The sequence below is a fragment of the Streptomyces sp. NPDC048191 genome (assembly GCF_040652655.1).
Taxonomy (GTDB): domain Bacteria; phylum Actinomycetota; class Actinomycetes; order Streptomycetales; family Streptomycetaceae; genus Streptomyces.
Genome location: NZ_JBEZMO010000014.1, coordinates 117,028 through 143,890, shown reverse-complemented (window position 1 = coordinate 143,890; position 26,863 = coordinate 117,028). Strand labels below are relative to the sequence as shown.

The 26,863-nt window shown below is 72.9% G+C and carries 23 protein-coding genes; 19 read left to right on the top strand and 4 right to left on the bottom strand.

What is annotated here, in order from left to right:
• The first annotated feature begins 3 nt into the window (after positions 1 to 3).
• From AB0D93_RS23225 to mug, 8 genes are all read left to right on the top strand, one after another.
• A complete protein-coding gene (locus AB0D93_RS23225; protein WP_362122190.1) occupies positions 4 to 2,574 on the top strand; it encodes an ABC transporter permease in 2,571 nt (856 codons plus the stop codon).
• A 47-nt stretch (positions 2,575 to 2,621) separates the two neighbouring features.
• Positions 2,622 to 3,509 (top strand): LLM class F420-dependent oxidoreductase, encoded by an 888-nt coding sequence (locus AB0D93_RS23220; protein WP_362122188.1) that lies wholly within the window; start codon positions 2,622 to 2,624, stop codon positions 3,507 to 3,509.
• A gap of 45 nt (positions 3,510 to 3,554) precedes the next feature.
• Positions 3,555 to 3,980, top strand: coding sequence for a GNAT family N-acetyltransferase (locus AB0D93_RS23215; RefSeq protein WP_362122186.1), 426 nt, complete (start codon positions 3,555 to 3,557; stop codon positions 3,978 to 3,980).
• 154 nt (positions 3,981 to 4,134) lie between these two features.
• Positions 4,135 to 5,478, top strand: a complete 1,344-nt coding sequence (locus AB0D93_RS23210) for a hemolysin family protein (protein ID WP_362122184.1) — start codon at positions 4,135 to 4,137, stop codon at positions 5,476 to 5,478.
• Complete coding sequence (locus AB0D93_RS23205) at positions 5,475 to 6,494, top strand: hemolysin family protein (protein ID WP_362122182.1); 1,020 nt, start codon at positions 5,475 to 5,477, stop codon at positions 6,492 to 6,494. The genes AB0D93_RS23210 and AB0D93_RS23205 overlap by 4 nt, the downstream gene beginning before the upstream one ends.
• An 85-nt stretch (positions 6,495 to 6,579) precedes the next feature.
• Positions 6,580 to 7,368 carry an SGNH/GDSL hydrolase family protein gene (locus tag AB0D93_RS23200; RefSeq protein ID WP_362122181.1) on the top strand — a complete coding sequence of 263 codons (789 nt, stop codon included), beginning with the start codon at positions 6,580 to 6,582 and terminating at the stop codon, positions 7,366 to 7,368.
• Between the two features lie 74 nt (positions 7,369 to 7,442).
• Positions 7,443 to 8,888 carry an adenylosuccinate lyase gene (purB, locus tag AB0D93_RS23195; RefSeq protein WP_362122179.1) on the top strand — a complete coding sequence of 482 codons (1,446 nt, stop codon included), beginning with the start codon at positions 7,443 to 7,445 and terminating at the stop codon, positions 8,886 to 8,888.
• A gap of 62 nt (positions 8,889 to 8,950) precedes the next feature.
• Positions 8,951 to 9,448 carry a G/U mismatch-specific DNA glycosylase gene (gene mug / locus AB0D93_RS23190; protein ID WP_362122177.1) on the top strand — a complete coding sequence of 166 codons (498 nt, stop codon included), beginning with the start codon at positions 8,951 to 8,953 and terminating at the stop codon, positions 9,446 to 9,448.
• Positions 9,449 to 9,452: 4 nt separating this feature from the next.
• Here the strand turns inward: mug and AB0D93_RS23185 are convergent, their stop codons facing one another.
• Complete coding sequence (locus AB0D93_RS23185) at positions 9,453 to 9,896, bottom strand: hypothetical protein (RefSeq protein WP_362122175.1); 444 nt, start codon at positions 9,894 to 9,896, stop codon at positions 9,453 to 9,455.
• Positions 9,897 to 10,203: 307 nt separating this feature from the next.
• Between AB0D93_RS23185 and AB0D93_RS23180 the strand changes: the two genes are divergently transcribed.
• Positions 10,204 to 11,358, top strand: a complete 1,155-nt coding sequence (locus tag AB0D93_RS23180; protein WP_362122173.1) for an ROK family transcriptional regulator — start codon at positions 10,204 to 10,206, stop codon at positions 11,356 to 11,358.
• A gap of 136 nt (positions 11,359 to 11,494) precedes the next feature.
• On the opposite strand, the gene AB0D93_RS23175 is transcribed toward AB0D93_RS23180, so the two are convergent.
• Positions 11,495 to 12,256 (bottom strand): GntR family transcriptional regulator, encoded by a 762-nt coding sequence (locus tag AB0D93_RS23175; protein WP_362122171.1) that lies wholly within the window; start codon positions 12,254 to 12,256, stop codon positions 11,495 to 11,497.
• Between the two features lie 239 nt (positions 12,257 to 12,495).
• Positions 12,496 to 13,380: an RNA polymerase sigma-70 factor gene (locus AB0D93_RS23170; protein ID WP_362122169.1), complete on the bottom strand. Its 885-nt coding sequence runs from the start codon at positions 13,378 to 13,380 to the stop codon at positions 12,496 to 12,498.
• A 122-nt stretch (positions 13,381 to 13,502) separates the two neighbouring features.
• On the opposite strand from AB0D93_RS23170, the gene AB0D93_RS23165 reads away from it, so the two are divergent.
• The 4 genes from AB0D93_RS23165 to AB0D93_RS23150 all read left to right on the top strand — a co-directional run bounded on the left by AB0D93_RS23165 (position 13,503) and on the right by AB0D93_RS23150 (position 18,627).
• Complete coding sequence (locus tag AB0D93_RS23165) at positions 13,503 to 14,156, top strand: NAD(P)-binding domain-containing protein (RefSeq protein WP_362122167.1); 654 nt, start codon at positions 13,503 to 13,505, stop codon at positions 14,154 to 14,156.
• A 104-nt stretch (positions 14,157 to 14,260) separates the two neighbouring features.
• Positions 14,261 to 15,091, top strand: a complete 831-nt coding sequence (locus AB0D93_RS23160; protein WP_362122165.1) for an alpha/beta hydrolase — start codon at positions 14,261 to 14,263, stop codon at positions 15,089 to 15,091.
• A 207-nt stretch (positions 15,092 to 15,298) separates the two neighbouring features.
• Complete coding sequence (locus tag AB0D93_RS23155; protein WP_362122163.1) at positions 15,299 to 16,882, top strand: alkaline phosphatase D family protein; 1,584 nt, start codon at positions 15,299 to 15,301, stop codon at positions 16,880 to 16,882.
• Between the two features lie 296 nt (positions 16,883 to 17,178).
• Positions 17,179 to 18,627 (top strand): GNAT family N-acetyltransferase, encoded by a 1,449-nt coding sequence (locus AB0D93_RS23150; RefSeq protein ID WP_362122160.1) that lies wholly within the window; start codon positions 17,179 to 17,181, stop codon positions 18,625 to 18,627.
• Between the two features lie 713 nt (positions 18,628 to 19,340).
• Here the strand turns inward: AB0D93_RS23150 and AB0D93_RS23145 are convergent.
• A complete protein-coding gene (locus AB0D93_RS23145) occupies positions 19,341 to 20,540 on the bottom strand; it encodes a PLP-dependent transferase (RefSeq protein WP_362122158.1) in 1,200 nt (399 codons plus the stop codon).
• A 60-nt stretch (positions 20,541 to 20,600) separates the two neighbouring features.
• On the opposite strand from AB0D93_RS23145, the gene AB0D93_RS23140 reads away from it, so the two are divergent.
• The 6 genes from AB0D93_RS23140 (at position 20,601) to AB0D93_RS23115 (ending at position 26,855) form a co-directional block, all read left to right on the top strand.
• A complete protein-coding gene (locus tag AB0D93_RS23140; protein ID WP_362122156.1) occupies positions 20,601 to 21,086 on the top strand; it encodes an Lrp/AsnC family transcriptional regulator in 486 nt (161 codons plus the stop codon).
• A 53-nt stretch (positions 21,087 to 21,139) separates the two neighbouring features.
• Positions 21,140 to 22,831, top strand: coding sequence for a DUF885 domain-containing protein (locus AB0D93_RS23135; RefSeq protein ID WP_362122154.1), 1,692 nt, complete (start codon positions 21,140 to 21,142; stop codon positions 22,829 to 22,831).
• A gap of 285 nt (positions 22,832 to 23,116) precedes the next feature.
• Entirely contained in the window at positions 23,117 to 23,794 is a 678-nt protein-coding gene (locus AB0D93_RS23130) for a hypothetical protein (RefSeq protein ID WP_362122152.1), read from the top strand.
• A 173-nt stretch (positions 23,795 to 23,967) separates the two neighbouring features.
• Positions 23,968 to 24,213 carry a ferredoxin gene (locus tag AB0D93_RS23125; protein ID WP_362122351.1) on the top strand — a complete coding sequence of 82 codons (246 nt, stop codon included), beginning with the start codon at positions 23,968 to 23,970 and terminating at the stop codon, positions 24,211 to 24,213.
• A complete protein-coding gene (locus AB0D93_RS23120) occupies positions 24,203 to 25,594 on the top strand; it encodes an FAD/NAD(P)-binding oxidoreductase (RefSeq protein ID WP_362122150.1) in 1,392 nt (463 codons plus the stop codon). Before AB0D93_RS23125 ends, AB0D93_RS23120 begins: the two co-directional genes overlap by 11 nt.
• A 34-nt stretch (positions 25,595 to 25,628) precedes the next feature.
• The gene (locus AB0D93_RS23115) at positions 25,629 to 26,855 is read left to right on the top strand and encodes a cytochrome P450 (protein ID WP_362122148.1); all 1,227 of its coding nucleotides are present in this window, start codon (positions 25,629 to 25,631) and stop codon (positions 26,853 to 26,855) included.
• Positions 26,856 to 26,863 lie beyond the last annotated feature (8 nt).

Below are 26,863 nucleotides of genomic sequence, written 5' to 3'. Positions count from 1 at the left end.
CCCGTGCTCAAGGCGACCCTGAGGAGTTTCCTCGCGCACAAGGGGCGGCTCGCCCTGTCCGCGCTGGCCGTCGTGCTGTCCGTGGCGTTCGTCGCGGGCAGTCTCATCTTCTCCGACACCGTCACGCGTACGTTCGACCGGCTGTTCGCCTCCACCGCCGCCGATGTGACGGTCCAGCCGAAGCAGCAGGACCTGCGATCGGCCCGGGTGAGCGGTTCCGTGCAGACCGTGCCCGCCGCGCTGAGGAACCGCGTGGCGAAGGTCGACGGGGTCGCGGCGGCCCGCGCCGAGGTGTCGGTGCAGAACGCCGTCGTGATCGACGGCCACAACAGGTCCGTCGGCCCGACCACCGGCGCCCCGACCATCGCGACGGCCTGGTACGTCACGCGTCGCAGCCCGGTGAGACTCACCTCCGGCCACGCGCCGCACGGTGCGGGGGAAGCACTGCTCGACGCCGACACGGCCGGCAAGAAGGACGTACGGATCGGGGACACGCTGACCGTGCAGGCGCAGCCGGGCACGTTCCGGGTGCGGGTCGTCGGCATCGCCACGTTCACCACCACCAACCCCGGCGCGGCCCTGGTCTTCCTGGACCCGGCGGTGGCGGGCCGCGAACTGCTCGGGTCCGCCGCGAAGGCGACCGGCATCGCGGTGGACGCGGCCAAGGGCGTGTCCGACACCGAGCTCAAGCGCCGGGTCGGCCGGGCGGTCGGCACCGGCGCCTACGACCTGAAGACCGCGAACGAGCAGGCCAAGTCGGCGGCGGCCGGCCTCGGCACGTTCCTGGACGTGATCAAGTACGTGATGCTGGGTTTCGCCGGTGTCGCCCTCCTCGTCGGCGTGTTCCTCATCGTCAACACCTTCTCCATGCTGATCGCCCAGCGCACCCGTGAACTGGGCCTGCTGCGGGCCCTCGGCGCGGACCGGCGGCAGGTGCGGCGCTCGGTGCTCACCGAGGCGCTGCTGCTCGGGCTGGTCGGTTCGACCCTCGGTCTCGCGGCCGGGATCGGGCTCGCGCTGGGCCTGATCCGGCTGATGAGCGCGTTCGGGATGAACCTGAAGGCGACGGAGATGGTGATCGGCTGGGGCACCCCGGTCGCGGCGTATGTCGTGGGTGTCGGCGTCACCTTCGTGGCCGCCTATCTGCCGGCGCGGCGCGCGGCGGCCGTCTCACCGATGGCGGCGCTCGCGGACGCCGAAGTCGCGGGTGTGGGCAAGCCGTTGACGGTGCGGGCCGTCGTCGGGGCGGTGATCGGGGCGGTCGGCGCCGCGGCGCTGGCCGGATGCGCGGCGGCCACCAAGACCGCGCAGGCGGCCTCGCTGCTCGGGCTCGGCGTGGCCCTGACCCTGATCGCGACCGTCGTCGCCGGTCCGCTGCTGGTGCGGCCGTTGATCCGGGTACTGGGCGGGGCCTTCCCCGCGCTGTTCGGGCCGGTCGGCCGGATGAGCCAGCGCAACGCCCTGCGCAACCCGCGTCGTACGGGCGCCACGGCCGCCGCGCTCATGGTGGGCCTGGCCCTGGTCGGCGGGATGTCGGTGGCGAGCAGTTCGATGTCCGCGTCGTTCGATCGGCAGATCGACAAGAACCTCGGCGCCGACTTCATCGTCCAGAACACGAACTTCACCCCGTTCACCAAGGAGGTACGGGGCGGCGTGGCCCGCACGCGCGGGGTGGGGCTCGTCGTACCGCAGCGTCTCACCGAGGTCGCCGTACGGCTGCCGAACGGCAAGCGGGTCCGGACGACCGCCGTCGGGTACGGCCCGGGGCTCGACGACGTCGTGCACCTCACGTACGTGCGGGGCGGTACGGCCTCCGCGCTGGCGGTCGGTCACCTCGCCATGGACGCCGACTTCGCCAGGGACCACGGGGTGCGCGTGGGCAGCGCCCTCCCCGTCGAGTTCCCCGGCGGGCGACACGCCGAGCTGACCGTCGGAGCACTCACCAACCAGGACACGGCGGAGGGGTTCGGCGCCCAGGGCGGCCTCTTCTTCGGCCTCGGCACTCTTCAGAAATACGTGCCGGACGCCCAGGACTCGGTGCTCTTCGTGAACGCGGCCACCGGCACCGCGCCCAAGGACCTGCGCCCCCGCCTGGAACGGGCGCTGAAGGGATTCCCGCAGGTCCAGGTGCGCAACCAGACCGACTACAAGAAGCTCGTCCACGACCAGATCGCCGTCCTGCTCTACCTGGTGTACGCGCTGCTCGCACTGGCGATCGTCATCGCCGTGCTCGGTGTGGTCAACACCCTCGCGCTGTCGGTGGTGGAACGCACCCGCGAGATCGGGCTGCTGCGCGCGATCGGGCTGGGCCGGCGGCAGTTGCGCCGGATGATCCGGCTGGAGTCGGTGGTGATCGCCGTGTTCGGCGCGGTGCTCGGGCTGGCGCTGGGGCTGGTGTGGGGCGTGTGCATGCAGCAGGTGCTGGCGCTGCGCGGGCTGACCGCGCTCGCCGTGCCCTGGGGCACGATCGTCGCCGTCGTGATCGGATCTGCGGTGGTGGGCGTGGTGGCGGCCCTGCTGCCGGCGCTGCGGGCGTCGCGGATGAACGTGCTGGCGGCGATCGCCCACGAATGATGGAATCGCGGCAGGTACCCCAAACCGCCTGCCTCCCGGGAGAGTTCATGCCGCGTCCGTTCCGCTTCGGGGTCAATCTGCTCACGCCCGCGCCCACCGACGAGTGGCGCGCGAAGTGCCGCCGGGCCGAGGAGCTGGGGTACGACGTGATCCTCGTCCCGGACCACCTGGGCATGGTGGCGCCATTCCCGGCGCTGGTCGCGGCGGCCGGGGCCACCGAGCGGCCCCGGCTCGGCACGTTCGTGCTCAACGCGGGGTTCTGGAACCCGGCACTGCTGGCCCGGGAGGTCGCGACCACCGACGCGCTCACCGGCGGGCGCCTCGAACTGGGGCTGGGGACCGGGTATGTACAGGCCGAGCACGAGACGGCCGGGCTGCCGTACGGCTCGCCGCGTGAGCGGGTGGACCACCTCCGGCACACGGTGGCGGAACTGGACCGGCTGCTGGGCCGGGGCGAGCACCAGCCCCGTACCGCCCAGTCCCGGGTGCCGCTGCTGATCGGCGCCAACGGTGACCGGATGCTGCGGCTGACCGCCGAGCACGCGGACATCGCGGCCTTCACCGGGGCCCGCCCGGGGTCCGCCCCGGGGACGCTGGAGCCGCTCACCGCCGAGGAGCTCGACGAGCGGGTGACGCGCTACCGGGACCTGGCGGGCGGAAGGCCCGCACCGGCGGAGCTGAACCTGCTCATCCAGCTGGTGGCCGTCACGGACGACCCGGAGCCCATGCTGAAGCCGCTGATGGAACGGCAGCCGCAGCTGACCCTGGACGAGGCACTGGCCCTGCCTATCGTGCTGGCCGGCCCGCTGGAGGACGTCGTCGCGCGGGTGCGGGGACAGCGCGAGCGGTTCGGGTTCTCGTATCTGACCGTCCTGGAGCCGTACATGGAGGACTTCGCGCCGGTGATGGAGCGGCTGCGCGCGGAGTCCGCATGATGGAAATCCCCGCCCGGGAAGGCCGCCTCGTGCTGCGATGATCACATGACTGATCTGCGGATACGCCCCGCGACCGACGCCGACCTCGACACCGTGCTCGCCTTCTGGCGGACGGCCGCCGAGGGCACCAGCATCAGCGACGACCGGGACGGGGTGGAGCGGCTGGTCGCCCGTGATCCCGAGGCGCTGATCCTGGCCGAGCGGGGCGGGGAGCTGGTCGGCACGGTGATCGCGGGCTTCGACGGCTGGCGCTGCCATCTGTACCGGCTGGCGGTGCATCCGCAGCGGCGCCGGCAGGGCATCGCCTCGGCGCTGCTGGCCGCCGCCGAGGAACGGTTCGTACGGCTCGGCGGGCGGCGCGTGGACGCGATGGTGCTGGTCCGCAACGAGACCGCGCACCGCGCCTGGGGTGCCGCCGGTTACGGCGCGCAGGAGCACTGGCGGCGCTGGGTGAAGCCGCTCACGGACTGACACCTCCCGGAGTTCCTTTGCCCATCCTTTACGCTTGACGGAGCACTCGGCCCTCTGTGAAAGGTTGTGAGCGTCCGCCCATGGGCGAGCCTCCCGGTCCGCGCCGCCGCGCATCCCGTCCCGGCCTGTCCGATCATGGGACGGGGGTGACCCGATGACCGAAGTGCTCCTGCTTCTGGTGGCGATCCTGCTGTCGCTCGCCTGCGGTGCCTTCGTGGCGGCGGAGTTCTCGCTGACCACGGTGGAGCGCGGTGAGCTGGAGCGGGCCGCCGAGCGCGGTGAACGCGGCGCTCCCGGTGCCCTGAAGGCCGCACGGAACCTGACCTTCCAGCTCTCCGGTGCCCAGCTCGGCATCACCGTGACCAACCTGGTGGTCGGCATGCTCGCCGAGCCGTCGATCGCCAAGCTGCTGGCCGGCCCGTTCCGGGCGATGGGCCTGTCGGACACCACGGCGAGCTCGGCCGCCCTGGTGCTCGGTACGGCCCTGTCGACGGTGTTCCTAATGGTCGTCGGCGAGCTGGTGCCGAAGAACTGGGCGATCTCCTCACCGCTGGCCGTGGCCAAGCGGGTCGCCACCCCGCAGCGCTGGTTCAGCGCGGCCTTCCGGCCCTTCATCACGCACCTGAACAACACGGCCAACCGTGTGGTGCGCCGGTTCGGCATCGAGCCCGCCGAGGAGCTGGCCTCCGCGCGCGGTCCGCAGGAGCTGGCGGCCCTCGCCCGGCACTCCGCCAAGGAGGGCGCGCTGGAGCCGGACACCGCCGAGCTGTTCGTGCGGACGCTGAACCTGGCCGACCTGACGGCGGAGAACGTGATGACCCCGCGCGTCCAGGTCATCGCCCTCGAAGCCCAGGCGACCTGCGAGGACGTGGCGAACGCGACCCGGGCCACCGGCCTTTCCCGGTTCCCGGTCTACCAGGGCGGCCTGGACTCGGTCGTCGGCACCGCCCACATCAAGGACGTGCTGGCGGTGCCGGCCGGGGAGCGCCGTCACCGCCGCGTCCACCAGGTCATGCGCGAACCGCTGCTGGTCCCCGAGTCCCTGACCGTCGACCGGCTGCTGGACCGGCTCGGCGGCAGGCGGACCATGGCCGTCGTCATCGACGAGTACGGCGGCACCGCGGGCGTGGCGACCCTGGAGGACATCGTCGAGGAGGTCGTCGGTGAGGTGCGCGACGAGCACGACCCGCACGAGACGCCCGACCTCGCCCCGGCCGGGGCGGACGAGCGGGGCCGGGCCCTGTACTCGGCCGACGGCGCCGCCCGCACGGACCAGCTCGCACGCGTGGGCCTGCGCGTGCCCGAGGGGCCGTACGAGACCCTCGCCGGGCTCGTCGCGACCCTGCTGGGCCGGATACCGGTGACCGGTGACACGGTCGAGGTCGCCGGGTGGCGGCTGGACGTGGTGGACGCCACGGGCCGCCGGGCGGCGCGGGTGCTGCTGCACGCCCCGCTGGACGACGAGCAGGCCCGCGAGAGGGCGGAGGGGCCGCGATGACCGCCGTACAGCTGCTGATCGGCCTGTCGACCCTGGTCGTCAACGCCTTCTTCGTCGGGGCCGAGTTCGCGCTGATCTCGGTGCGCCGCTCACAGGTCGAGCCGCTGGCCCAGGAGGGCGACCGGCGGGCGAAGGCCGTGCTGTGGGGTCTGGAGCACGTCTCCGCGCTGCTGGCCGCCGCCCAGCTCGGCATCACGCTGTGCACGCTGGTCCTGGGTGTGGTCGCCGAGCCGGCGATCGCGCATCTGCTGGAGCCGGTGTTCCACGCGGTCGGCGTGCCCAAGAGCGCGGGCCAGGCCGTGTCCTTCGTGATCGCGCTGACCCTCGCGACGTACCTGCACATGCTGCTGGGTGAGATGGTCCCGAAGAACATCGCGCTCGCGGAGCCCGTGCGCAGCGCGCTGCTGCTCGGCCCGCCGCTGGTGGCGCTGTCCCGGGCGCTGCGCCCGGTGATCTTCACGGTCAACGCGTTCGCCAACGGGCTGCTGAAGCTGCTCCGGGTGGAGGCCAGGGACGAGGTCGCGGCGACGTTCACGGACGCCGAACTCGCCGAGATCGTCAAGGACGCCAGCGAGGCCGGCCTGATCGACGGCCGGGCGCAGGAGCGTCTGCACGACGCCCTGGAGCTCGGCAGCCGGCCGGTGCGCGATGTCGTGGTGCCGCTGGCGCGGGTGGTGTATGCGCATGTGGGCGTCACCCCCGAACAGCTGGAGAGGCTGTCGGCCGACTCGGGCTTCTCCCGGTTCCCGGTGGTCGACGTGGGCCGTCGGATCGTGGGCTATCTGCACGTCAAGGACGCGCTGGACGCCTCGCCACGGGATGTGCCGTTCCGGCTGCGCGACATGCGGTCCATCGCGCGGGTACGGGAGCGGACCCCGCTGGACGACGTGCTGACCGCGATGCGCGGCAGCCGTACGCATCTCGCGGCGGTGCTCGGCGACGACGGCCGGCTGGCCGGCCTGGTGACCATGGAGGACGTGCTGCGGCAGCTGTTCGGGCACCCCGCGCCGGGGTGACCCGTCGGCGGACCGGGGTCCGGTCACCGGTGATTCCGGGGCGACCGACCGATGGGTATGGAGCCGGGATACCATCGCTCACGCCATGCAGACGAATCCCACACCTCCCCCGTACAACAGCCTGGTCGCGGTCGGCGACTCCTTCACCGAGGGCATGTCGGACCTGCTGCCCGACGGCTCCTACCGGGGCTGGGCCGACCTGCTCGCCACGCGGATGGCCGCCCGCACACCGGGCTTCCGGTACGCCAACCTGGCGGTGCGCGGGAAGCTGATCAAGCAGATCGTCGACGAGCAGGTGGACGTGGCGGCCGCCATGAACGCCGATGTGGTCACGCTGGTCGGCGGGCTCAACGACACCCTGCGGCCCAAGTGCGACATGGGCCGGGTCAAGGGCCTGCTGACCGAGGCCGTGGAGCGGCTGGCGCCGTCCTGCAAGCAGCTGGTGCTGATGCGCAGCCCCGGCCGGCAGGGCCCGGTGCTGGAGCGGTTCCGGCCGCGCATGGAGGAGCTGTTCGCCTGCGTGGAGGAGCTGGCCGACCGGCACGGCGCGCTCGTCGTCGACCTGTACGGGGCGCCCGCGCTGGGCGACCCCCGGCTCTGGGACGTGGACCGGCTGCATCTGACGGCGGAGGGGCACCGCCGGGTCGCCGAGGCCGTGTGGCAGAGCCTCGGGTACGAGGCGGAGGACCCGGAGTGGCACGTCCCGATGGCGGCCACGCTGCCACCGGGCTGGATGACGCGCCGGGTCGCGGACGTGCGGTTCGCCCGGCAGCACCTGCTGCCGTGGATAGGGCGGCGCCTGACCGGCCGCTCCTCCGGGGACGGCCGCCCGCCGAAGCGTCCGGAGCTGCTGCCGTACGAGGCTCAGGCATAGCCCGGCCCCTTGTAGCTTCCGCCGAACAGGGGCATGGCGTTGGCCTGCACGAATCACCAGTAGAATCCGTCTACGTGACTTCCGCCGCGCCCGCCAAGCCCCGCATCCCGAACGTCCTCGCCGGACGCTACGCCTCCGCCGAGCTCGCCACGCTCTGGTCCCCCGAGCAGAAGGTGAGGCTGGAGCGGCAGCTCTGGCTCGCCGTGCTGCGCGCCCAGAAGGACCTCGGCATCGAGGTGCCGGACGAGGCGATCGCCGACTACGAGCGCGTCCTCGACACCGTCGACCTGGCCTCGATCGCCGAGCGCGAGAAGGTCACCCGGCACGACGTGAAGGCGCGGATCGAGGAGTTCAACGACCTCGCCGGGCACGAGCACGTGCACAAGGGCATGACCTCCCGCGACCTCACGGAGAACGTCGAACAGCTGCAGATCCGGCTCTCGCTGGAGCTGATGCGCGAGCGTACGGTGGCCGTCCTGGCGCGCCTCGGCAAGCTGGCCGGCGAGTACGCCGAGCTGGTCATGGCCGGCCGCTCGCACAACGTGGCCGCGCAGGCCACGACCCTGGGCAAGCGTTTCGCGACCGCCGCCGACGAACTGCTGGTCGCCTACGGCCGCGTCGAGGAGCTGCTGTCCCGCTACCCCCTGCGCGGCATCAAGGGCCCGGTCGGCACGGCGCAGGACATGCTGGACCTGCTCGGCGGTGACGCGGCCAAGCTCGCCGAGCTGGAGCACCGGATCGCCGGGCACCTGGGCTTCTCGCAGGCGTTCACCTCGGTCGGCCAGGTCTACCCGCGCTCGCTGGACTACGAGGTCGTCACGGCGCTGGTGCAGCTGGCGGCGGCGCCGTCCTCGCTGGCCAAGACCATCCGGCTGATGGCCGGGCACGAGCTGGTCACCGAGGGCTTCAAGCCGGGCCAGGTCGGCTCGTCCGCGATGCCGCACAAGATGAACACCCGCTCCTGCGAGCGCGTCAACGGGCTCATGGTCATCCTGCGCGGCTACGCCTCGATGACCGGCGAGCTGGCGGGCGACCAGTGGAACGAGGGCGACGTGTCCTGCTCGGTGGTGCGCCGGGTCGCACTGCCGGACGCCTTCTTCGCGCTCGACGGACTGCTGGAGACCTTCCTGACGGTTCTGGACGAGTTCGGCGCCTTCCCCGCCGTCATCGCCCGCGAGCTGGACCGCTACCTGCCGTTCCTCGCCACCACCAAGGTGCTCATGGGCGCCGTCCGGGCCGGTGTGGGCCGTGAGGTCGCGCACGAGGCGATCAAGGAGAACGCCGTCGCCACCGCGCTCGCGATGCGCGAGCAGGGCGCCGAGCGCAACGACCTGCTGGACAAGCTCGCCGCCGACGGCCGTCTGCCGCTCGACCGTGACCAGCTGGCCGCGTTGATGGCCGACAAGCTGTCCTTCACCGGCGCCGCCGCCGACCAGGTCGGGGTCGTCGTCGGCCGGATCGAGGAGATCGTCAAGCAGCACCCGGAGGCGGCCGGTTACACCCCCGGAGCGATCCTCTGACGCGCGCTCCCCGCTCACCGCGTCCGACCAGGGCGGACCTGGAGGCCGCTCGCGACCGTCTCGTGCCGGACGTCGTCGCGGACGGCCTGCAGGTGCTGTTCTGCGGCATCAACCCGGGGCTGATGACGGCCGCGACCGGACATCACTTCGCCCGCCCCGGCAACCGCTTCTGGCCGGTGCTGCACCTGTCCGGTTTCACCCCGAGGCTGCTGGAGCCGGCCGAGCAGCGGGAACTGCTGGCATACGGGCTGGGCATCACGAACGTCGTGGCACGGGCGACCGCGCGGGCCGACGAGCTGACCGCCGAGGAGTACGTCGCGGGCGGCCGGCTGCTGACCGAGAAGGTGGCTCGGCTGCGGCCGGGGTGGCTGGCCGTGGTCGGGGTGACCGCGTACCGGGCCGCCTTCGGCGACCGTAGTGCACGGGTGGGGCCGCAGGATCGGACCATCGGGGACAGCCGGGTGTGGGTGCTGCCCAATCCCAGCGGGCTGAACGCGCACTGGACCGCGGCGACCATGGCGGAGGAGTTCGCCCGGCTGCGGGACGCCGCGCGGGCCTAGGCGGTCACGGCGGGTCGCTCTCGGTCACTATGCCGAGGAGCTGGAACGGAAGCCCCTCGTACCCGTGGGACACGCCGAGGGCGAACCATCTGTCCGGCACGGAGGTCTCCCACAGGTGGACGTCCGGTACGTGCTCGCTCAGTCCGGCCCAGGGCTCCGCCACGTCCTCGCCCTCCATCGTCCGCAGGAAGACGCTGCGCAGGCTGAAGCGCTGCGGTGGACCCCACCGGCTGGTGAGCCGCTCCGTGAGCCCGTCCCGGTCGGCCTCGTACTGCGCCGCCGTCTCCTCCCGGTCCGTGCCGTCGCCCTCCCAGAAGTCGCCACTCGTCTGTAAGACGGCCGTGTGGTATCCGGGGCCGCTCGCGCCGTGTTCCGTCCTGCCGTGGGACGCGGGGAACTCCCGGGCGCACAGCAGATCTATGACGGTCAGACAGTTCGCGATGTCCATGTGATCCAGTAAAGCGGGCGCCACTGACAATTGGCGGGCCGTCACAGTCCGCTGCTCCTGGGGCCGCAGGCGCCGAGGGCGCCGTCCCGGGCGCTGTGCGGGGCGACTTGGGGGCCTGGGCAGGGAGGAGGACGGCCCGGGGCCCGTCGAACGTGGCGATCGCCGCGCAGGCGGCCGTGGGCGTGCAGAGGGCCAGGCCACACGTGCGGGGTGGGCCGGGCCGGCCCTGCGGAACCCGGCACTCGCCGGGGGCGTGCCGGGCCGAGTACGATCCGGCCAACACGCCCGCGAGCTGGAAGGACGTACGGTGGGGCAGCTGACCGGCGGCGATCCCTCGCTGCTGCGAAGGATCAATTCCGCGGTGGTGCTGCACGCACTGCGTACCACGGACTGCGCGACGCTCACCGAGATCACCCGCGTCACCGGCCTGTCCCGGCCGACCGTCGAGGGGGTGGTCGAAGGGCTCATCGAGAGCGGGCTCGTCGTGGAGGCCGCGGCCGACGAGGGCACCGCGCGGCGGCAGGGGCGGCCCGCGCGCCGGTTCCGGTTCCGGGCCGAGGCGGGGCATCTGCTGGGCCTGGAGATCGAGCCGCACCGGGTCGCGGCACTGCTGTCCGACCTGGACGGGCGGGTGCTCGGCACGCAGGCCAAAGAGGTCGACGAGACGGCTCCGGCGGACGAGCGGCTCGACCGGCTGCGTGGTGCGGTCGCCGAGTTGCTGCGGCGCGCCGGGGTCGCGCGGAGCTCGCTGCGGGCCGTCGGGGTGGGCACCCCGGGGATCGTGGAGGGCGACGGCACGGTGCGGCTGAGCACGGCGTTGCCGCAGTGGACGGGCCTGAACCTGGGTGAGCGGCTCAGCCGCTCCTTCAAGTGTCCCGTGCTGGTGGAGAACGACGCCAACGCGGCGGCCCTGGCCGAGCATTGGAAGGGCGCGGCGTCCGGCACGGACGACGTGGTGTTCGTACTGGCCGGACTGAGTCCGGGCGCGGGTTCGCTGATCGGCGGGCGGCTGCACCGTGGCTACGGCGGGGCGGCCGGGGAGATCGGCGCGCTGCATCTGCTGGGCCGGGAGGCGACGCCGGAGACGCTGCTGTCGACCACCGACGAGCCCCTGCACCCGCTGGACGAGCAGGCGGTCGCCGAGGTGTTCGCGCTGGCGCGGGAGGGCGACCAGCGGGCGCGGGCGGCCGTCGAGCGGTTCATCCAGCGGCTCGTGCACGACGTGGCCGCACTGGTGCTGGCACTCGATCCCGAGCTGGTCGTGATCGGCGGGTGGGCGGCCGGTCTGGACGGTGTCCTGGACCCCCTGCGCCGTGAACTGGCCCGCTACTGCCTGCGGCCGCCCCGGGTGACGCTGTCCCTGCTGGGCGAGGCGGCCGTCGCCACGGGTGCGCTGCGCTTGGCCTTGGATCACGTGGAGGAGCAGCTGTTCGCCGTCGACGGCGCGGTGCCGCGACGCTGAGCCTTCACCGCGCCGGGTGCCGCCCGCTGTCCTGCCGCGGCCACGCCGTCGTACCACGGCCGCGCCGTCGTGGCTGGGCGCGCAGTCACCCGCGCACCCGCGGGCCCAACCCCGACCTCTCAGTGGTGCGCGGAGTTCAGGACGCCCGGCGCTCCGGGTCGTGGTGTATTTCCACGTCCGGTGAGTCGCCGAAGGTCAGCCGGCAGGTGTCGGCGCGGTAGGTGGCGACGGACAGGGCTGCCGTGCGGCCCGCGGCGAAGAAACGGGTGGTGACGACGAGGACGGGCGAACCGGGAAGCCGGTCGAGTTCCTTGGCGTCGTCGGCGCGGGCGGAGCCCAGCTCGACGGCGCGGTCCTGGCCCTCGAGCGTCAGGTGCTGAAGTTCGCGCAGCACGGCACGCGCGCGTGCCGGTCCGGACGGGGCGTCGATCGCGGTGAGGTCGGGCACCGAGGCCGCCGGGACGTAGAGCAGTTCGGTGGCGACCGGCTGGCCGTGGGACATCCGGGAACGCCGCACGGTGTGGACGGGCTCGTCGGCGCCCGTCTCCAGGGCCGTGGCGACGGCGGCGGGCGGCGCCGCCTGCTCGCAGTCGACGGACTGCCAGGCGTCCGAGCCGGCGCCCGGCCAGGTGTGCTGCTCGGTCCCGACCGCCACGCCCATCCGTGGCGGCGCGACGGTCGTACCGACGCCGCGGCGGCGCTGCAGCCGGCCTTCCAGCTCGAGCTGTTCGAGGGCCTGGCGGAGCGTGGCGCGAGCCACGCCGAAGCGAGCGGCGAGGTCGCGCTCGTTGGGCAGGATCTCGCCGACCGAGAACTCGGAGTCCAGTGCCTCGCTCAGCACGGTCTTGAGATGCCAGTACTTCGGCTCCGGCACCGATTCCAGCTGCGTGGTCCCCACCCTGTCCTCCGCAAGTGCCGTGGTCCGGCGGTTTTTAGCGCCCTTGTTTATTAAAGGTTGTTGCACTTCTCTGCGACCATAGGGCGGCCCGCACCCTTGGTCAAGACCAATCCTCGATCCCTTGGGCAGCGCACGCCTGACCTGCCGCGGAGCGTTCACGCGGCGTTCGTACACGGCGGTGTCCGTGACATCGCGGCAAAGCCCCCGTCGCAGGACGGGGGCTCGTGGGGCGGGTGGGGTCAGCGACCGGCCAGGTGCCGCAGCTTGTCCGGGTTGCGGACGACGTACACGGTCGTGACGCGGCCGTCGACCACGTCCAGCTGGAACAGGGTGTCGGGCCTGCCGCCGGACAGCACCAGCACGGCAGGTCCGCCGTTGGCCTCCAGGAGCCGGTAGGACGCGTCCACCGGAGGCTGCTGCGCGACGGCCAGGAGGAAGCGGCCCACCTTGTCGGCGGAGTGCAGGATCCGCACCGGCGCCTTGGCCTTGCCGCCGCTGTCGCCGACGAGCCGGACGTCCGGGGCGAGCAGGGACATCAACCCGTCCAGGTCGCCACCGCCCGCTGCGGCGAGGAAGCGTTCGGTCAGCTCGCGTCGCTGCGCGGGGTCCACCGCGTAGCGCGGCCGCCGTTCGTCCACGTGCCGGCGGGCCCGCCCGGCGAGTTGCCGTACCGCCGGCTCGGCGCGGTCGAGCAGGGCGGCGATCTCGGCGTACGGATAGCCGAACGCCTCCCTGAGCACGAAGACGGCCCGCTCCAGCGGCGACAGCGACTCCAGGACGACGAGCACGGCGAGGGAGACGCTGTCCGCGAGCACGGCACGGTCGGCCGCGTCCGGGGCCGCCTCGCCGAACTCGGTGAGATACGGCTCCGGCAGCCAGGGGCCGACGTAGGCCTCGCCGCGCGCCCGCACCTGGCGCAGCCGGTCGATGGCCAGCCGCGTGGTGACGCGCACCAGGTAGGCGCGCGGTTCGCGGATGTCCGCGCGCTCCTCGCGGGACCAGCGCAGCCAGGCGTCCTGGACCACGTCCTCGGCGTCGGCGACCCGGCCCAGCATGCGGTAGGCGACCCCGATGAGCAGCGCGCGGTGCTGTTCGAAGACGTCGGTGGCGGTCTCGGTGGTCACCGCCCCATCCCATCCGACACGCACCGCGGGTGTCCACCCGGAATCGGCCGGTCCGGCACGGGTCCGGATCACAATGACCGCGGACCGCCGGGGGTCGGCGGCCGGTGACCGGGAGGTGGCCGATGCGGTGCGCGGTGCTGGGCACGGGCGAGGTGGGCCGCACGCTGGGCGGCAGACTGGTGGAGCTGGGGCACGAGGTGACCCTCGGCTCCCGCACCAGGGACAACCCGGTGGCGCTGGAGTGGGCCACGGCAGCGGCGGAGCGTGCCCGCGCGGGCACGTTCGCGGACGCGGCCGCGACGGGCGAGGTGGTCATCAACGCGGTGAGCGGCCGGGTGGCCCTCGACGCCCTGCGGGCGGCCGGCGCGGAGCACCTCGACGGCAAGGTCGTGGTGGACGTCTCCAATCCCCTGGCGTTCGAGGACGGCCAGGCATGGCTGGACCCGGTGCAGTCGGACAGCGTGGGCGAGCAGATCCAGCGGGCCTTCCCGCACGCGCGCGTGGTGAAGACGCTGAACACGGTCAACTGCCGGGTGATGGTGGAACCGGGGCTGGTTCCGGGTGCGCACCACCTGTTCGTGTGCGGCGAGGACGCCGGGGCCAAGCAGCAGGTGACCGACCTGCTCGGCGAGTTCGGGTGGCCGGCCGAGCGAGTGCTGGACCTGGGCGGGATCCGGGCGGCGCGGACGACGGAGATGTACCTGCCGCTGTGGCTCGCCCTGATGCGGCGTTTCGGCACGGAGCAGTTCAACCTCGAGGTGCACCGCGCGGTTTGACCCCGTGGGAGCCGGGCGTGCGCCCACGGGGGGGGCTACCGGCTGGTAGCAATTGCTGACAAGCTGTCTACGGCGTCCGTCAGCACCCAGACGAGGAGCACCCCATGTCCGCCACCGTCTCCTTCAAGGTCCCCGCTCCGCACGGCCCGAAGGACGTGACCGTGTCCTACGCGCGCGTGGGACGCGGCGAGCCGCTGGTCCTGCTGCACGGCATCGGCCATCACCGGCAGGCCTGGGACCCGGTCGTGGACATCCTCGCCACCGAGCGCGACGTGATCGCCGTCGACCTGCCGGGCTTCGGCGCGTCCCCGGGACTGCCGGACGGCCTCGCCTACGACCTGCCCACGACCAACTCCGTGCTCGGCGCCCTGTTCCAGGCGCTGGAGCTGGACCGCCCGCACATCGCGGGCAACTCGCTCGGCGGCCTGCTCGCCCTGGAACTGGGCCGGGAGAAGCTCGCACGGTCCGTCACGGCGTTCTCTCCCGCCGGGTTCTGGACGGAGGCCGAGCGGCGGTACGCCTTCGCGGTGCTGCTCGCGATGCGCGGCATCGCGCAACGGCTCCCGCTGCCGCTGGTGGAGCGGCTGTCGCGCACCGCGGCCGGCCGTACGGCGCTGACGAGCACCATCTACGCCCGCCCCGCGCGCCGCGCGCCGCAGGCCGTGGTGGCCGAGACGCTCGCGCTGGTGGGCGCCACCGGTTTCGACGCGACGCTGCGGGCGGGCGCCACGGTCCGGTTCACCGACGCCATGCCCGGCCTGCCGGTCACCGTGGCCTGGGGCGCCCGGGACCGGTTGCTCGTGCGCCGGCAGGGCGTGCGTGCCAAGCAGCTCATCCCGCACGCCCGGCTGGTGCGACTGCCCGGCTGCGGCCACTGCCCGATGAACGACGACCCGGCCCTCGTCGCGCGGGTCATCCTGGACGGCAGCCGCTGAACGGACGAAGGGGCGCACCGGTCGTCGGTACAGCGCCGCACGCCTGCGCACGTACGGGCCTGCGGGCGGGGACGGTTTCCCACCGGGGCCGCTACGGAAACGAACCCCGCCCACGCCGTTGTTCACTTCGGGTTTGCATGCGCGCCTCGGCGTCCCAGTAGGTGTGGCTCTGCACACTGGCCGGATCCCTTCCCTGGAGGCGCAGCCATGTCAGATCGTCCGTCCCCGGGGCGCCGCAGCGTACTGCGCGGTTCCCTCGTCGCCTCGGCGGCCCTCACCCTGCCCGTCGGCCTCGGCGCTGCCCCGGCGTTCGCCCGCTCCGGGCGCCCCCGGGCCGGCTGGGGCGTGCAGGCGGGTGACGTGAGCACCGACTCCGGTCTGGTGTGGGTGCGTTCGGACCGGGCCGCCCGGATGATCGTGGAGACCTCGGCCACCGAGTCGTTCCGCGACCCGCGCCGATGGCACGGCCCGCTGCTGGGCTCCGGCACGGACTTCACCGGCACGACCCGGCTGCACGGCCTGCCGGCCGGCGAGCAGATCCACTACCGTGTGCTGCTCGCCGACCCGGACGACCCGCGCCGCACGAGCGAACCGGTCACCGGAACCTTCCGTACGGCGCCGGTCAGGCGGCGCCAGGGCGTGCGTTTCGTGTGGTCCGGTGACCTGGCGGGACAGGGCTGGGGCATCAACGAGTCCATCGGCGGCTACCGCATCTTCGACGCCATGGCGAAGGTGGACCCCGACTTCTTCCTGTGCAGCGGCGACAACATCTACGCCGACGGACCCGTAGCGGCGACCGCCACCCTGCCCGACGGCAGCGTCTACCGGAACGTCACCACCGAGGAGAAGTCGCACGTCGCGGTCACCCTGGACGACTACCGGGGCAACTTCCGCTACAACCTGCTGGACTCGGCCCTGCGCCGGTTCAACGCCCAGGTCCCGAACATCATCCAGTGGGACGACCACGAGGTCCGCAACAACTGGTACCCGGGCGAGGTCATCGGCACCGGCACCCCCTACCCGGCCGGCACCAGGCTCGACGACCTGGCGCTGCGTTCCCGGCAGGCCTTCTCCGAGTACTTCCCGGTCTCCACGATCAGCGGGCGCCCGGACGGACGGATCTACCGGGTCGTCCACCACGGCCCGCTGCTGGACGTGTTCGTCCTCGACATGCGCACCTACCGGAACGCCAACTCGCCCGACGACCAGACCACGGACCCGGTCGGCATCCTCGGCCGCGAGCAGCTGGAGTGGCTCAAGCGGGAGCTGGCGAAGTCCCGTGCGGTGTGGAAGGTGATCGCCAACGACATGCCGCTCGGCCTCGTCGTGCCCGATCCGGTCGAGGGCAAGCCGGACTTCGAGGCGGTCGCGCAGGGCGACCCGGGCGCTCCGCTCGGCCGTGAGCTGCAGATCGCCGAGCTGCTGCGCTTCATCAAGCACCGGCGGATCACCGGCACGGTGTGGCTGACGGCGGACGTGCACCACACCTCCGCCCAGCACTACGACCCGTCGCGGGCCGCGTTCAAGGACTTCGAGCCGTTCTGGGAGTTCGTCTCCGGCCCGCTCAACGCGGGTGCCTTCCCGGCCAGCGCGCTGGACGGCACGTTCGGCCCGGACCGGGTGTTCGTCAAGGCACCCACGGCCTCGAACGTGTCGCCGGCCCAGGGCTACCAGTTCTTCGGCGAGGTCGACATCGACGGCGACAGCGGCGAGCTGACGGTCCGGCTGCGCGAGTACGACGGCAACGTCCTGTTCTCGCAGCGGCTCCAGCCGGGCCGGGTCGGCCAGTAGAAGGCCCATCGGTCCCGTAGGCTGCCCAGGTGCCGCGCGCCGGTGTCATCCCTCGGGGCGCGGCACGGTCAACTCCGCGCCACTACGGGTATCTTCGCAGGTCGGACCGAGTGTCAGTGGCCGGCTCTACGGTTTTCGTATGACTCGAGCACTCGACGACGACAACGCCACCATCTGGAGCCCGGCGTAGGGGGCGGGCCGACGGTGGAAAATCGAACAAAACGGACGGAGCATGCTTTACCCATCGGTCACAAACAGTTCGTGATCACGCAACACCTTTCCTTCACAGTGGCTGCATGACTCCAAACATGTCGGATGTGACCCGGGCGAGGCACGGACGACCCGTGCACCACTGGCGCCGGGATCTGGTGGAACTGGCAGCACTGTTCACGGCCGTGGCGGTCGCCGACGGGGTGGCGAACCTGATCGGGCACGGCCCCGGCGGCCCCGCCCTGCTGGTGATCTCGGCGGTCGTGCTCGCCGCGACGGCCGGCTTCCACACGTGGTGGGCACGGCGCCACGGACACGCACCGCCGGCCGACGATACCGGTGCCCGGCCTTCCGCCGAGACGCGGTCGGCCGGGCCCTCGGAGCAGCCGGGGGACGGCTCGGACGACGTGACCGACACCGGTGCGCTGTGGCGGATGCGGACGACGGTGAAGGACGAGCCCGGCTCGCTGGCGGCGCTGTGCGCGGCGCTGGCCGGGCGGCGCGTCGACATCCTGAGCCTGCAGACGCACCCGTTGGCCGACGGCACCGTGGACGAGTTCCTGCTCCGGGCACCGGGCGCGCTCGCGGCGGCCGAGATCACCCGGGCGGCCGCACTGGCCGGCGGTGTGTCCACCTGGATCGAGCGGGCCGACGCCCACGACCTGGTCGACGCCCCCACCCGGGTGCTGGGCCTGGCCGCGCGCACGGCACTGGACGCCGCCGAACTGCCGCTGGCGCTCCGCCAGTTGCTGGGCCGGTGCACGATCCGCTCCCTGCCCGGTACGCCGGTCGGCGGGGGCCGCGGGCCCGAGCCGGTGCCGGTCGAGGGCGTGCTGGAGGACACCGTGATGCGGCTGCGGGCACCGGAGGGCGGGGTGCTCACCGTGGAGCGGCCGTATCTGCCGTTCACGCCCACCGAGTTCGCGCGGGCCCGGGCGCTGGTGGAGCTGGACAACCGGCTCGGCCCGCGGATCCCGCGGGGCGGGGACGTGCTGACGCTGCCCGAGGGCAACGACATCACCGTCCGCCGGATCGACACCGGGGACCTGACAGCCGCGAAGGCGATGCACGAGCGGTGCTCGCCGCGCACGCTCGGCATGCGTTACCACGGCCCGGTCGGCGACGCGGACCGCTACCTCAACCACCTGCTCAGCCCCCGCTTCGGCCGGACACTGGCCGCGCAGACCACCTCCGGCCGCATCGTCGGTCTCGGGCACCTGCTGTGGGACGGTGACGAGACCGAGGTCGCCCTGCTGATCGAGGACGACTGGCAGCAGCGCGGCGTCGGCGGTGAGCTGCTCGGCCGGCTGGTGGCGATGGCCGTGGAGGCCCGCTGCGAGAGCGTGTACGCCGTGACGCAGGCGTCCAACACCGGCATGGTCGCGGCGATGCGCGGCCTCGGGCTGCCCCTGGACTACCAGATCGAGGAGGGCACGCTCGTCATCACGGCCCGCCTGGACCCCACACGGACCGCCGCGCGGACGGCACACGACACCGCCCTGCACCACCTGCCCGACCCGTCCCGACGAGACTGACACGGAAGCCCGGCCGGGCACCGGTCACGCACGAGGCCCGGCCGGAACCACGATCACACACGAGGCCCGGCAGGGACCACCCCCAGTCACGCACGAACCCCGGCCGGAACCACCCTCGATCACACACGAGGCCGGGTCGGGATCGCCCCCGGTCACGCACGAGGCCCGGCCGTGACCACCCCCGGTCATACACGAAGCCCGGCCGGAACCACCCCCGGTCACGCACGAGGCCGGGCAGGGACCGCCCCCGGTCACGCATGAGGCCCGGCCGGAACCACCCCCAGCCACGCACGAAGCCCGGCCCGAACCGGCGCTGGTCCCGCCGGAGCCGGTCCCGCTCGCACACGCGTGGCAGCCCGGCCCGCGGCGACCGTCCCGCGGCACGGTCGCGGGTCTCGACCACCCACGTGGTCCGGAACGGCGGCCGGGCCTGCACCGCCACCCCCGAGCCTGACCAGCGGCCCGCGCGGGACCGGGCGGCCGGACCGCGGCGAAAGCACCGGGGCCGGACCGGCGGAGGAGCCAACCCCGACGGCCAGGCCGCGGCAAGAGCCCGGAGACGGGCCGGAGTTCCGAGCCGAACCCGGAGACCCGGGTGAGAACCGGCAGCCACGGCCGGGGCAAGGACGGACCCGGCGCGGGTGGTCACTGTCCCGGCGCCGGGGCGCCCGGTGGTGCCGGACTTCGCGACGCCCTGCGCCGGCCGGTACCGCTCAGCGCACCGCCTCCCGCAGCGGCACCGGCGTCCGGGCAGGCTCCCCCAGCGCCCGGTCGAGGTCCGCCCACAGGTCGTCCACATCCTCCAGCCCCACCGACAGCCGCAGCAGCCGGTCACTCACTCCCGCCCCGCGGCGGTCGTCGGCTTCGACGATGCGGTGGCTGATGGAGGCGGGGTGCTGGATGAGCGTGTCGACGCTGCCGAGGCTCACCGCCGGGGTGACGAGGCGGACCCGGGAGATGACCTCGTGCGGGTCGCCGTGCACCTCGAAGGCGATCATGGCGCCGCCCAGCCGTGGATAGTGGACGCGGGCGACGCGCGGGTCGGCGGCGAGCCGGCCGGCCAGTTCGGCGGCGTTCGCGGAGGCGGCCCGCACCCTCACCGGGAGCGTGGACAGTCCCCGCAGCAGCAGATAGCCGGCCAGCGGATGCAGCACCCCACCCGTGGCGAACCGTATCTGCCGGAGCCGGCCCGCGAACTCCTCGTCGCAGGCGACCACACCGGCGAGGACGTCACCGTGCCCGCCGAGGTACTTGGTGGCGCTGTGCAGGACCAGCCGGGCGCCGTGCTCCACCGGGCGTTGCAGCACAGGTGTGGCGAAGGTGTTGTCGGCGAGCAGCGGGACCGAGCCGCAGGAGTGGGCGATGGCCCGCAGGTCGAGTTCGGCCAGGGTCGGGTTGGCCGGGGACTCGACCATCACCAGCCCGGTGTCCGGCCGGAGCGCGTCCGCGATGCCGGCCGGGTCGGTCCAGGTGACCTCGGTGCCGAGCAGCCCGGCGGTCAGCAGATGGTCGCTGCAGCCGTACAGGGGCCGTACCGCGACCACATGGCGCAGGCCCATGGCGGAGCGGGCGAGGAGGACCGCGCTGAGCGCCGCCATGCCGCTGGCGAAGGCGACCGCGGACTCGGTGCCCTCCAGGCGGGCGAGGGCGGTCTCGAAGCGGGCGACGGTCGGGTTGCCGAGCCGGCCGTAGACCGGCGGTCCGACCGGGTCGGCGCCGTCGGTGGCGAAGGCGTCGATGCGGGCCGCCTCGCCGCGGCTGTCGTAGGAAGGGTAGGTGGTGGACAGGTCGATCGGCGGGGCGTGCAGGCCCTGGCGGGCGAGATCGTCGCGGCCGGCGTGCACGGCCTCCGTGGCCAGGGCTCTCGATGCGGTGCGTACGCCGTCGTAGGCACCGGTGGTCGCTGTGTCCATGGGCGGAAGGGTGAACAGTGAACGGTTCACTGGATCCGAACACCGTGCTACGTTCGGCCAATGGCCGAATCCGTCGTACTGGATCCGGTGGACCTCCATCTGCTGCGGTTGCTGCAGAACGACGCCCGGACCACCTACCGCGATCTCGCCGCCCAGGTGGGCGTGGCGCCGTCGACCTGTCTGGACCGGGTGACCCGGCTGCGCCGGTCGGGCGTGATACTGGGTCACCGGCTGGAGCTGGACCCGGCCAGGATCGGCCGCGGGCTGCAGGCGCTGCTCTCGGTTCAGGTCAGGCCGCATCGCCGGGAGCTGGTCGGGCCGTTCGTGGAGCGGATCCGGGCGCTGCCGGAGGCACGGACGGTGTTCCATCTGACCGGGCCGGACGACTATCTGGTCCATGTGGCCGTCGCGGACATGGCCGATCTGCAGCGGCTGGTGCTCGACGAGTTCACCTCGCGCCGTGAGGTGGCCCGGGTGGAGACCCGGTTGATCTTCCAGCAGTGGGAGTGCGGGCCGCTGCTGCCGCCCGGCCACGCCCACAGCTGAATCCCCTCGAACGTGGGTGACGCGGTGATCCCTCTCGTACGAGGATGGGGCGCATGTCTGAGACCAAGAGCCCGCTGCCCCGACAGGTGGCAGACGCGTACGTGGACGCCCTCATCGCCCTCGACCCGGTCACCGGCACCTACCTCGGTGTGAAGGAGAGTTCGAGCCGGCTGCCCGACTACTCTCCCGCGGGTCAGGCCGCCCTCGCGGAGCTGTCCCGGACCACGCTCGCCGAGCTGGCCGAGGCGGAGCGGCAGCCCGGTGCGGACAGCGACGTGGAGCGGCGCTGCGGCCGGCTGCTGCGTGAGCGGCTGACCGCCGAACTCACCGTGCACGAGGCGGACGAGCACCTGCGCGCGGTCGGCAACATGGCCACTCCGGGACACTCGGTGCGGGACATCTTCACAGTCACCCCGTCGCAGACGGACGAGGACTGGGCGGCGATCGCCGAGCGGCTGCGCGCGGTGCCCGGGGCGCTGGCGGGCTACCGTGAGTCGCTGCAACTGGGCCTGGACCGCAAGCTGTTCGCGGCTCCCCGGCCGACGGCGACGTACATCCAGCAGCTCACCGAGTGGACGGACACGGACGGCAAGGGCCGCGGCTGGTACGAGGACTTCACGGCCGCCGGGCCGGAGGCGCTGCGCGCGGAGCTGGACGAGGCGGCCCGCGCGGCGACCGGCGCCCTGGTGGAGCTGCGGGACTGGCTGCGGGACGTCTACGCGCCGGCGATCGAGGGCGCCCCGAACACGGTGGGCCGCGAGCGGTACGCGCGCTGGTCCCGCTACTTCAACGGCACCGATCTCGACCTGGACGAGGCGTACGCCTACGGCTGGTCGGAGTTCCACCGGATCCTCGGCGAGATGAAGAAGGAGGCGGAGAAGATCCTGCCCGGCGCCGGGACGCCGTGGGTGGCGCTCGCGCACCTCGACGAGCACGGCCGGCACATCGAGGGTGTGGAAGAGGTCCGCGAGTGGCTGCAGGGCCTGATGGACCGGGCCATCTCGGACCTGGACGGCACACACTTCGAACTCGCCGAGCGGGTGCGGAAGGTGGAGTCGCGCATCGCACCGCCGGGCGGCGCCGCGGCCCCTTACTACACGGGTCCGTCGGAGGACTTCTCCCGTCCCGGCCGGACCTGGCTGCCCACCATGGGGCAGACCCGCTTCCCGGTGTACGACCTGGTGTCGACCTGGTACCACGAGGGCGTGCCCGGCCATCACCTGCAGCTCGCGCAGTGGGTGCACGTGGCCGAGAACCTCTCCCGCTACCAGGCGACGGTCGGCATCGTCAGCGCCAACGCGGAGGGCTGGGCGCTGTACGCGGAGCGGCTGATGGACGAGCTGGGCTATCTGACGGACCCCGAGGAGCGGCTCGGCTACCTGGACGCGCAGATGATGCGGGCGGCCCGGGTGATCGTGGACATCGGGATGCACCTGGAGCTGGAGATCCCCGCCGACTCGCCGTTCCACCCCGGTGAGCGGTGGACGCCGGAGCTGGCGCAGGAGTTCTTCGGTGCGCACAGCAGCCGGCCGGCGGACTTCGTGGAGAGCGAGCTGACCCGGTACCTGACGATTCCGGGCCAGGCGATCGGTTACAAGCTCGGTGAGCGGGCGTGGCTGCTGGGCCGGGAGAAGGCGCGCGAGCGGCACGGTGCCGCGTTCGACCTGAAGGCGTGGCACATGGCGGCGCTGTCGCAGGGGTCGCTCGGCCTGGACGACCTGGTGGACGAGCTGTCCCAGCTGTGACCGCCGGTCGTCGACGCCGGACACCGCCTTCGGAGTTGACGGCCTCCCCGTGATCCGGCCCGCCTCGTCGGTGGCCGGCCGGGCGATGAGGCGGGCCGGGTCGGGGCGGGACGCGAGTCTGCGGGCACGGCGGACCGCCCCGGGGCCGACGGGCGGTACGGCGCGAGCGAACGGCGGCCCGGCCGGCGGGGGGCGGCCGCTCGGCCGTCCGGCCGCCCCCCGGTGGCGCGCGCCGCCGGGGGGCGGCTAGCTGGTGCCGGAGGCGATGTGGAGGAGGCGCGCGGTATGCGGCAGAAAGGGGCCGGACAGGAGGTACTGGAGACACCGCGGGCCGCCGGGCTCGCGGGAGTCGTGTTCGCGCTGCTGCTCGCGGCGGTGATCGTGCTGGTGCGGCTGGGCCTGCCCGAGGGGGCCGACGCGGTCACCGCGCGGGGATTCACGGACACCGCGCGCCGTGACGCGCTCCGCACGGCCCTCGCGCTCGTGCCGTTCGCGGGCATCTTCTTCCTGTGGTTCGTCGGCGCGGTCCGGGCCCACATCGGCGAGAACGAGGACAGGTTCATCGCCACCGTCCTCCTCGGCAGCGGACTCGTCTTCACCGCGATGATGTTCGGTGCCGCCGCCGCGGCCGGTTCCGTACTCGCCGTGGCGCACCCCACCGGTACGGTGCCGCCCTTGTCCTCCTGGAACTTCGGCCGCCACGTCGCGTACACGCTGTTGACGGAGTACTCCATGCGGATGGCGGCCGTGTTCGTCTGCTCCATGTCGGTGATCGGCCACCGCCTCGGGGTCCTGCCCCGCCCGCTCACCGTCCTGGGCTTCCTCACGGCCGTCACCCTGCTGGTCGCCTCGTCCACCGTGCCCTGGGCGGAACTCGTCTTCCCGGCCTGGTCGCTGGTGCTCAGCGGGTACATCTTCCGCGCGAGCGGCCGCGCCCGGCGCCGTACCGCAGCGGACGGGTGACGAACGGACCGCACGCGCGCCGCGGGGACCGCCGATGCTCCGATCGGTGGCGCCGGCAGGCGGAACGCCGTCGTGGCTCTCATGCTGGCGGACGGGACATGACCACCGTCCGCAGACGCCCCGCGGCACGGGTCGTGGGCACCGGACCTGGCCACTGGAAGGGCGGACCATCGATGCGGCTCGTCGTCGATCTCAACAAATGTCAGGGGTACGCCCAGTGCGCGTTCCTCGCGCCGGACGTCTTCGCCATGCACGGCGAGGAGTCACTGGTCTACAACCCGCACGCGCCCGAGGAGCAGCGCGAGCGGCTGGCCCGCGCCGTCGCGGCCTGCCCGGTGCAGGCGATCACGGCGGACGGGCTGGACGACACGGGTGAGGCGGGCCCCGGACCGGAGCAGGGGACCTCCGATGCCCGCTGACTACGTGGACTGGCTCAGGCGCGAGGGCCGGATCGTGATCGTGGGTGCGTCGCTGGCGGGCCTGCGGGCCGCCGAGACCCTGCGTGCCGAGGGCTTCGCCGGCGAGCTGACCCTGATCGGTGACGAGCCGTACGAGCCGTACGACCGGCCGCCGCTGTCCAAGTCCGTCCTGCTGAGCCTGGCGTCCCCGCACCGGACGGAACTGCCGCACCGCCGGGAGATCGACGCCAAGTGGCGGCTCGGCGTCGCGGCGACGGGTCTGGACCTGGCGGCGAAGCGGGTCAGGCTGGCCGACGGCGACGAGGTCGAGTACGACCGGCTGCTCATCGCGACCGGCGTCCGCGCCCGGCCGTGGCTGAAGGAGGACGAGGCCCGGCTGGACGGCGTCTGCCTGCTGCGGACGCGGGACGACGCGGCCGATCTGTACGGGCGGCTGAAGGCGGGGCCGCGCCGGGTGTTCGTCATCGGCGCCGGTTTCGCCGGTTCGGAGGTCGCCTCGGCCTGCCGGGAGATGGGTGTCCCCGTCACCGTGGCGGAGCGCGCGGGTGCGCCCCTGGTGGGGGCGCTCGGCGGTGTGATCGGCAAGGTCGCCGCCGACCTGCACACCGAGAACGGCGTGGACCTGCGTACCCATGTCACCGTGACCGCGCTGGAGGGTGATGCGGTCGGCAGGGTGCGGGCCGTGCACCTGTCCGACGAGAGCACCGTCGAGGCGGACGTCGTGGTCGTCTCGCTCGGATCGCTGCGCAACACCGACTGGCTGACCGGATCGGGGCTCGGCGCGGGCCCCCGGGGCATCGCCTGTGACGCGGGGTGCCGGGCCTTCGACTTCCGGGGCATCGTCACCGACGACGTCTTCGTCGCGGGCGACGTGGCACGGTCCCCGCACGCCCTGTTCGGCTACCAGTTCCTGTCGATGGAGCACTGGGGCAACGCCGTCGCCCAGGCGGAGACGGCGGCGCACAACATGGTCTGCCACGGCGCGGACCGGCGCCCGCACCTGTGGATGCCCGCCTTCTGGTCGTCGATGTTCCGCGTGAACATCAAGTCGGTCGGCGTGCCGCCCATGGGCGAGCAGATCATGATCACGCAAGGGTCGCCGGCGGAGCGCCGGTTCGTCGGTGTCTACGGCTACCAGGGCCGGATCGTGGCCGCGGTCAGCTTCGACAACACGCGGTGGCTGGAGTTCTACGCCCGGCAGATCGCACGGGGCGCGCCGTTCCCGGTGGAGTTCCCGACGGTGGACCGGCGTCTCGAGGGGCGGCAGCCGGTGGACGCCGACTTCCCCGACCCGTCCCTGCCGACCCACGGTCCCATGGTGACCCTCAGCGGCTACTCGCCGGCCGACCAGCAGCTGCTCTTCCACCCCGCCCGCCACTGACCGCCGCCCGGGCCCGACGTCTCAAGGACCTGTCATGCCGCACGCCTCGATGTTGCGCCAGATCACCGACTTCGCGAACCGCGCCAACCCCTATCCGATCTACGAGGAACTCCGCAGGACACCGGTGCTCCACGAGGAGGACGGCCCCTACGTCATCAGCTCGTACTACGACATCGAGGCGCTGCTCCACGACCCGCGGATCAGCTCCGACGCGGCCAATGCGACCGCGGCCGGGGACGACGAGCTGTCCGGGCCGGAGGCGACGGGGCTGCCGCCGAGCTTCATCCGGCTCGACCCGCCGGAGCACGACCGGCTGCGGAGGATCGCCAACAGCTCGTTCGGCCCACCGCACCGGCCCCGTCGTCTCGAGAACATGCGGGGCGACCTGGACGAGATCGTCGCGGGGCTGATCGACGGCTTCGGGGACGCACGGCAGATCGACCTGGTCGACCAGTTCGCCTACCCCTTCCCGGTGACCGTGATCTGCCGGCTGCTCGGGGTGCCGCGCGAGGACGAGCCGCGCTTCCGTGCCTGGGTCGACCCGATCGTCGCCGGCCTGGACCCGGACACCCGCACGAGCGCCGACTCCCAGCGGACGGCGCAGGAGGCACGGCTGGAGCTCGGGATGTACCTGAACGGGCTGGTCGAGCAGCGCGCCCGGGAACCTCGCGACGACATGCTGTCCGACCTGGTCAACAGCAGGGGTCCGGACGGCGCCATGACGACGATGGAAGTGCTCAGCACCGCGGTGCTGCTGCTCATCGCCGGCCACGAGACGACCGTCAACCTCATCACCAACGGCATGCTCACGCTGCTGCGCCACCCGGAGGTCCTGGAGCGGCTGCGCAACCACCCCGGCCTGTCGGTCAGGATCGTGGAGGAACTGCTGCGCTACGAGCCGCCGGTCCAGCTCCTGCCGCAGCGGACCTGCATCACCGACATCGAGGTGCGCGGCGTCACCATTCCCAAGGGTTCGCGGATCTGGCTCGTGCTCGCCGCGGGCAACCGGGACCCGGAGCGGTTCACGGACCCCGACCGCTTCGACCCGGACCGCCAGGACATCCAGCACCTCGGGTTCGGCAGCGGGATCCACAGCTGCTTCGGCGCTCCGCTGGCCCGTCTCGAGGCCCAGGCCGCCCTGTCCGCACTGGCCCGGCGGCTGGAGAACCCCCGCCTGGTCGAGGACCCGCCGCCGTACCGGCAGAACGCGGTGCTGCGCGGCCCCCGGCATCTGGACATCGCCTTCGACGGCCTGCGTTGACGGTCGTG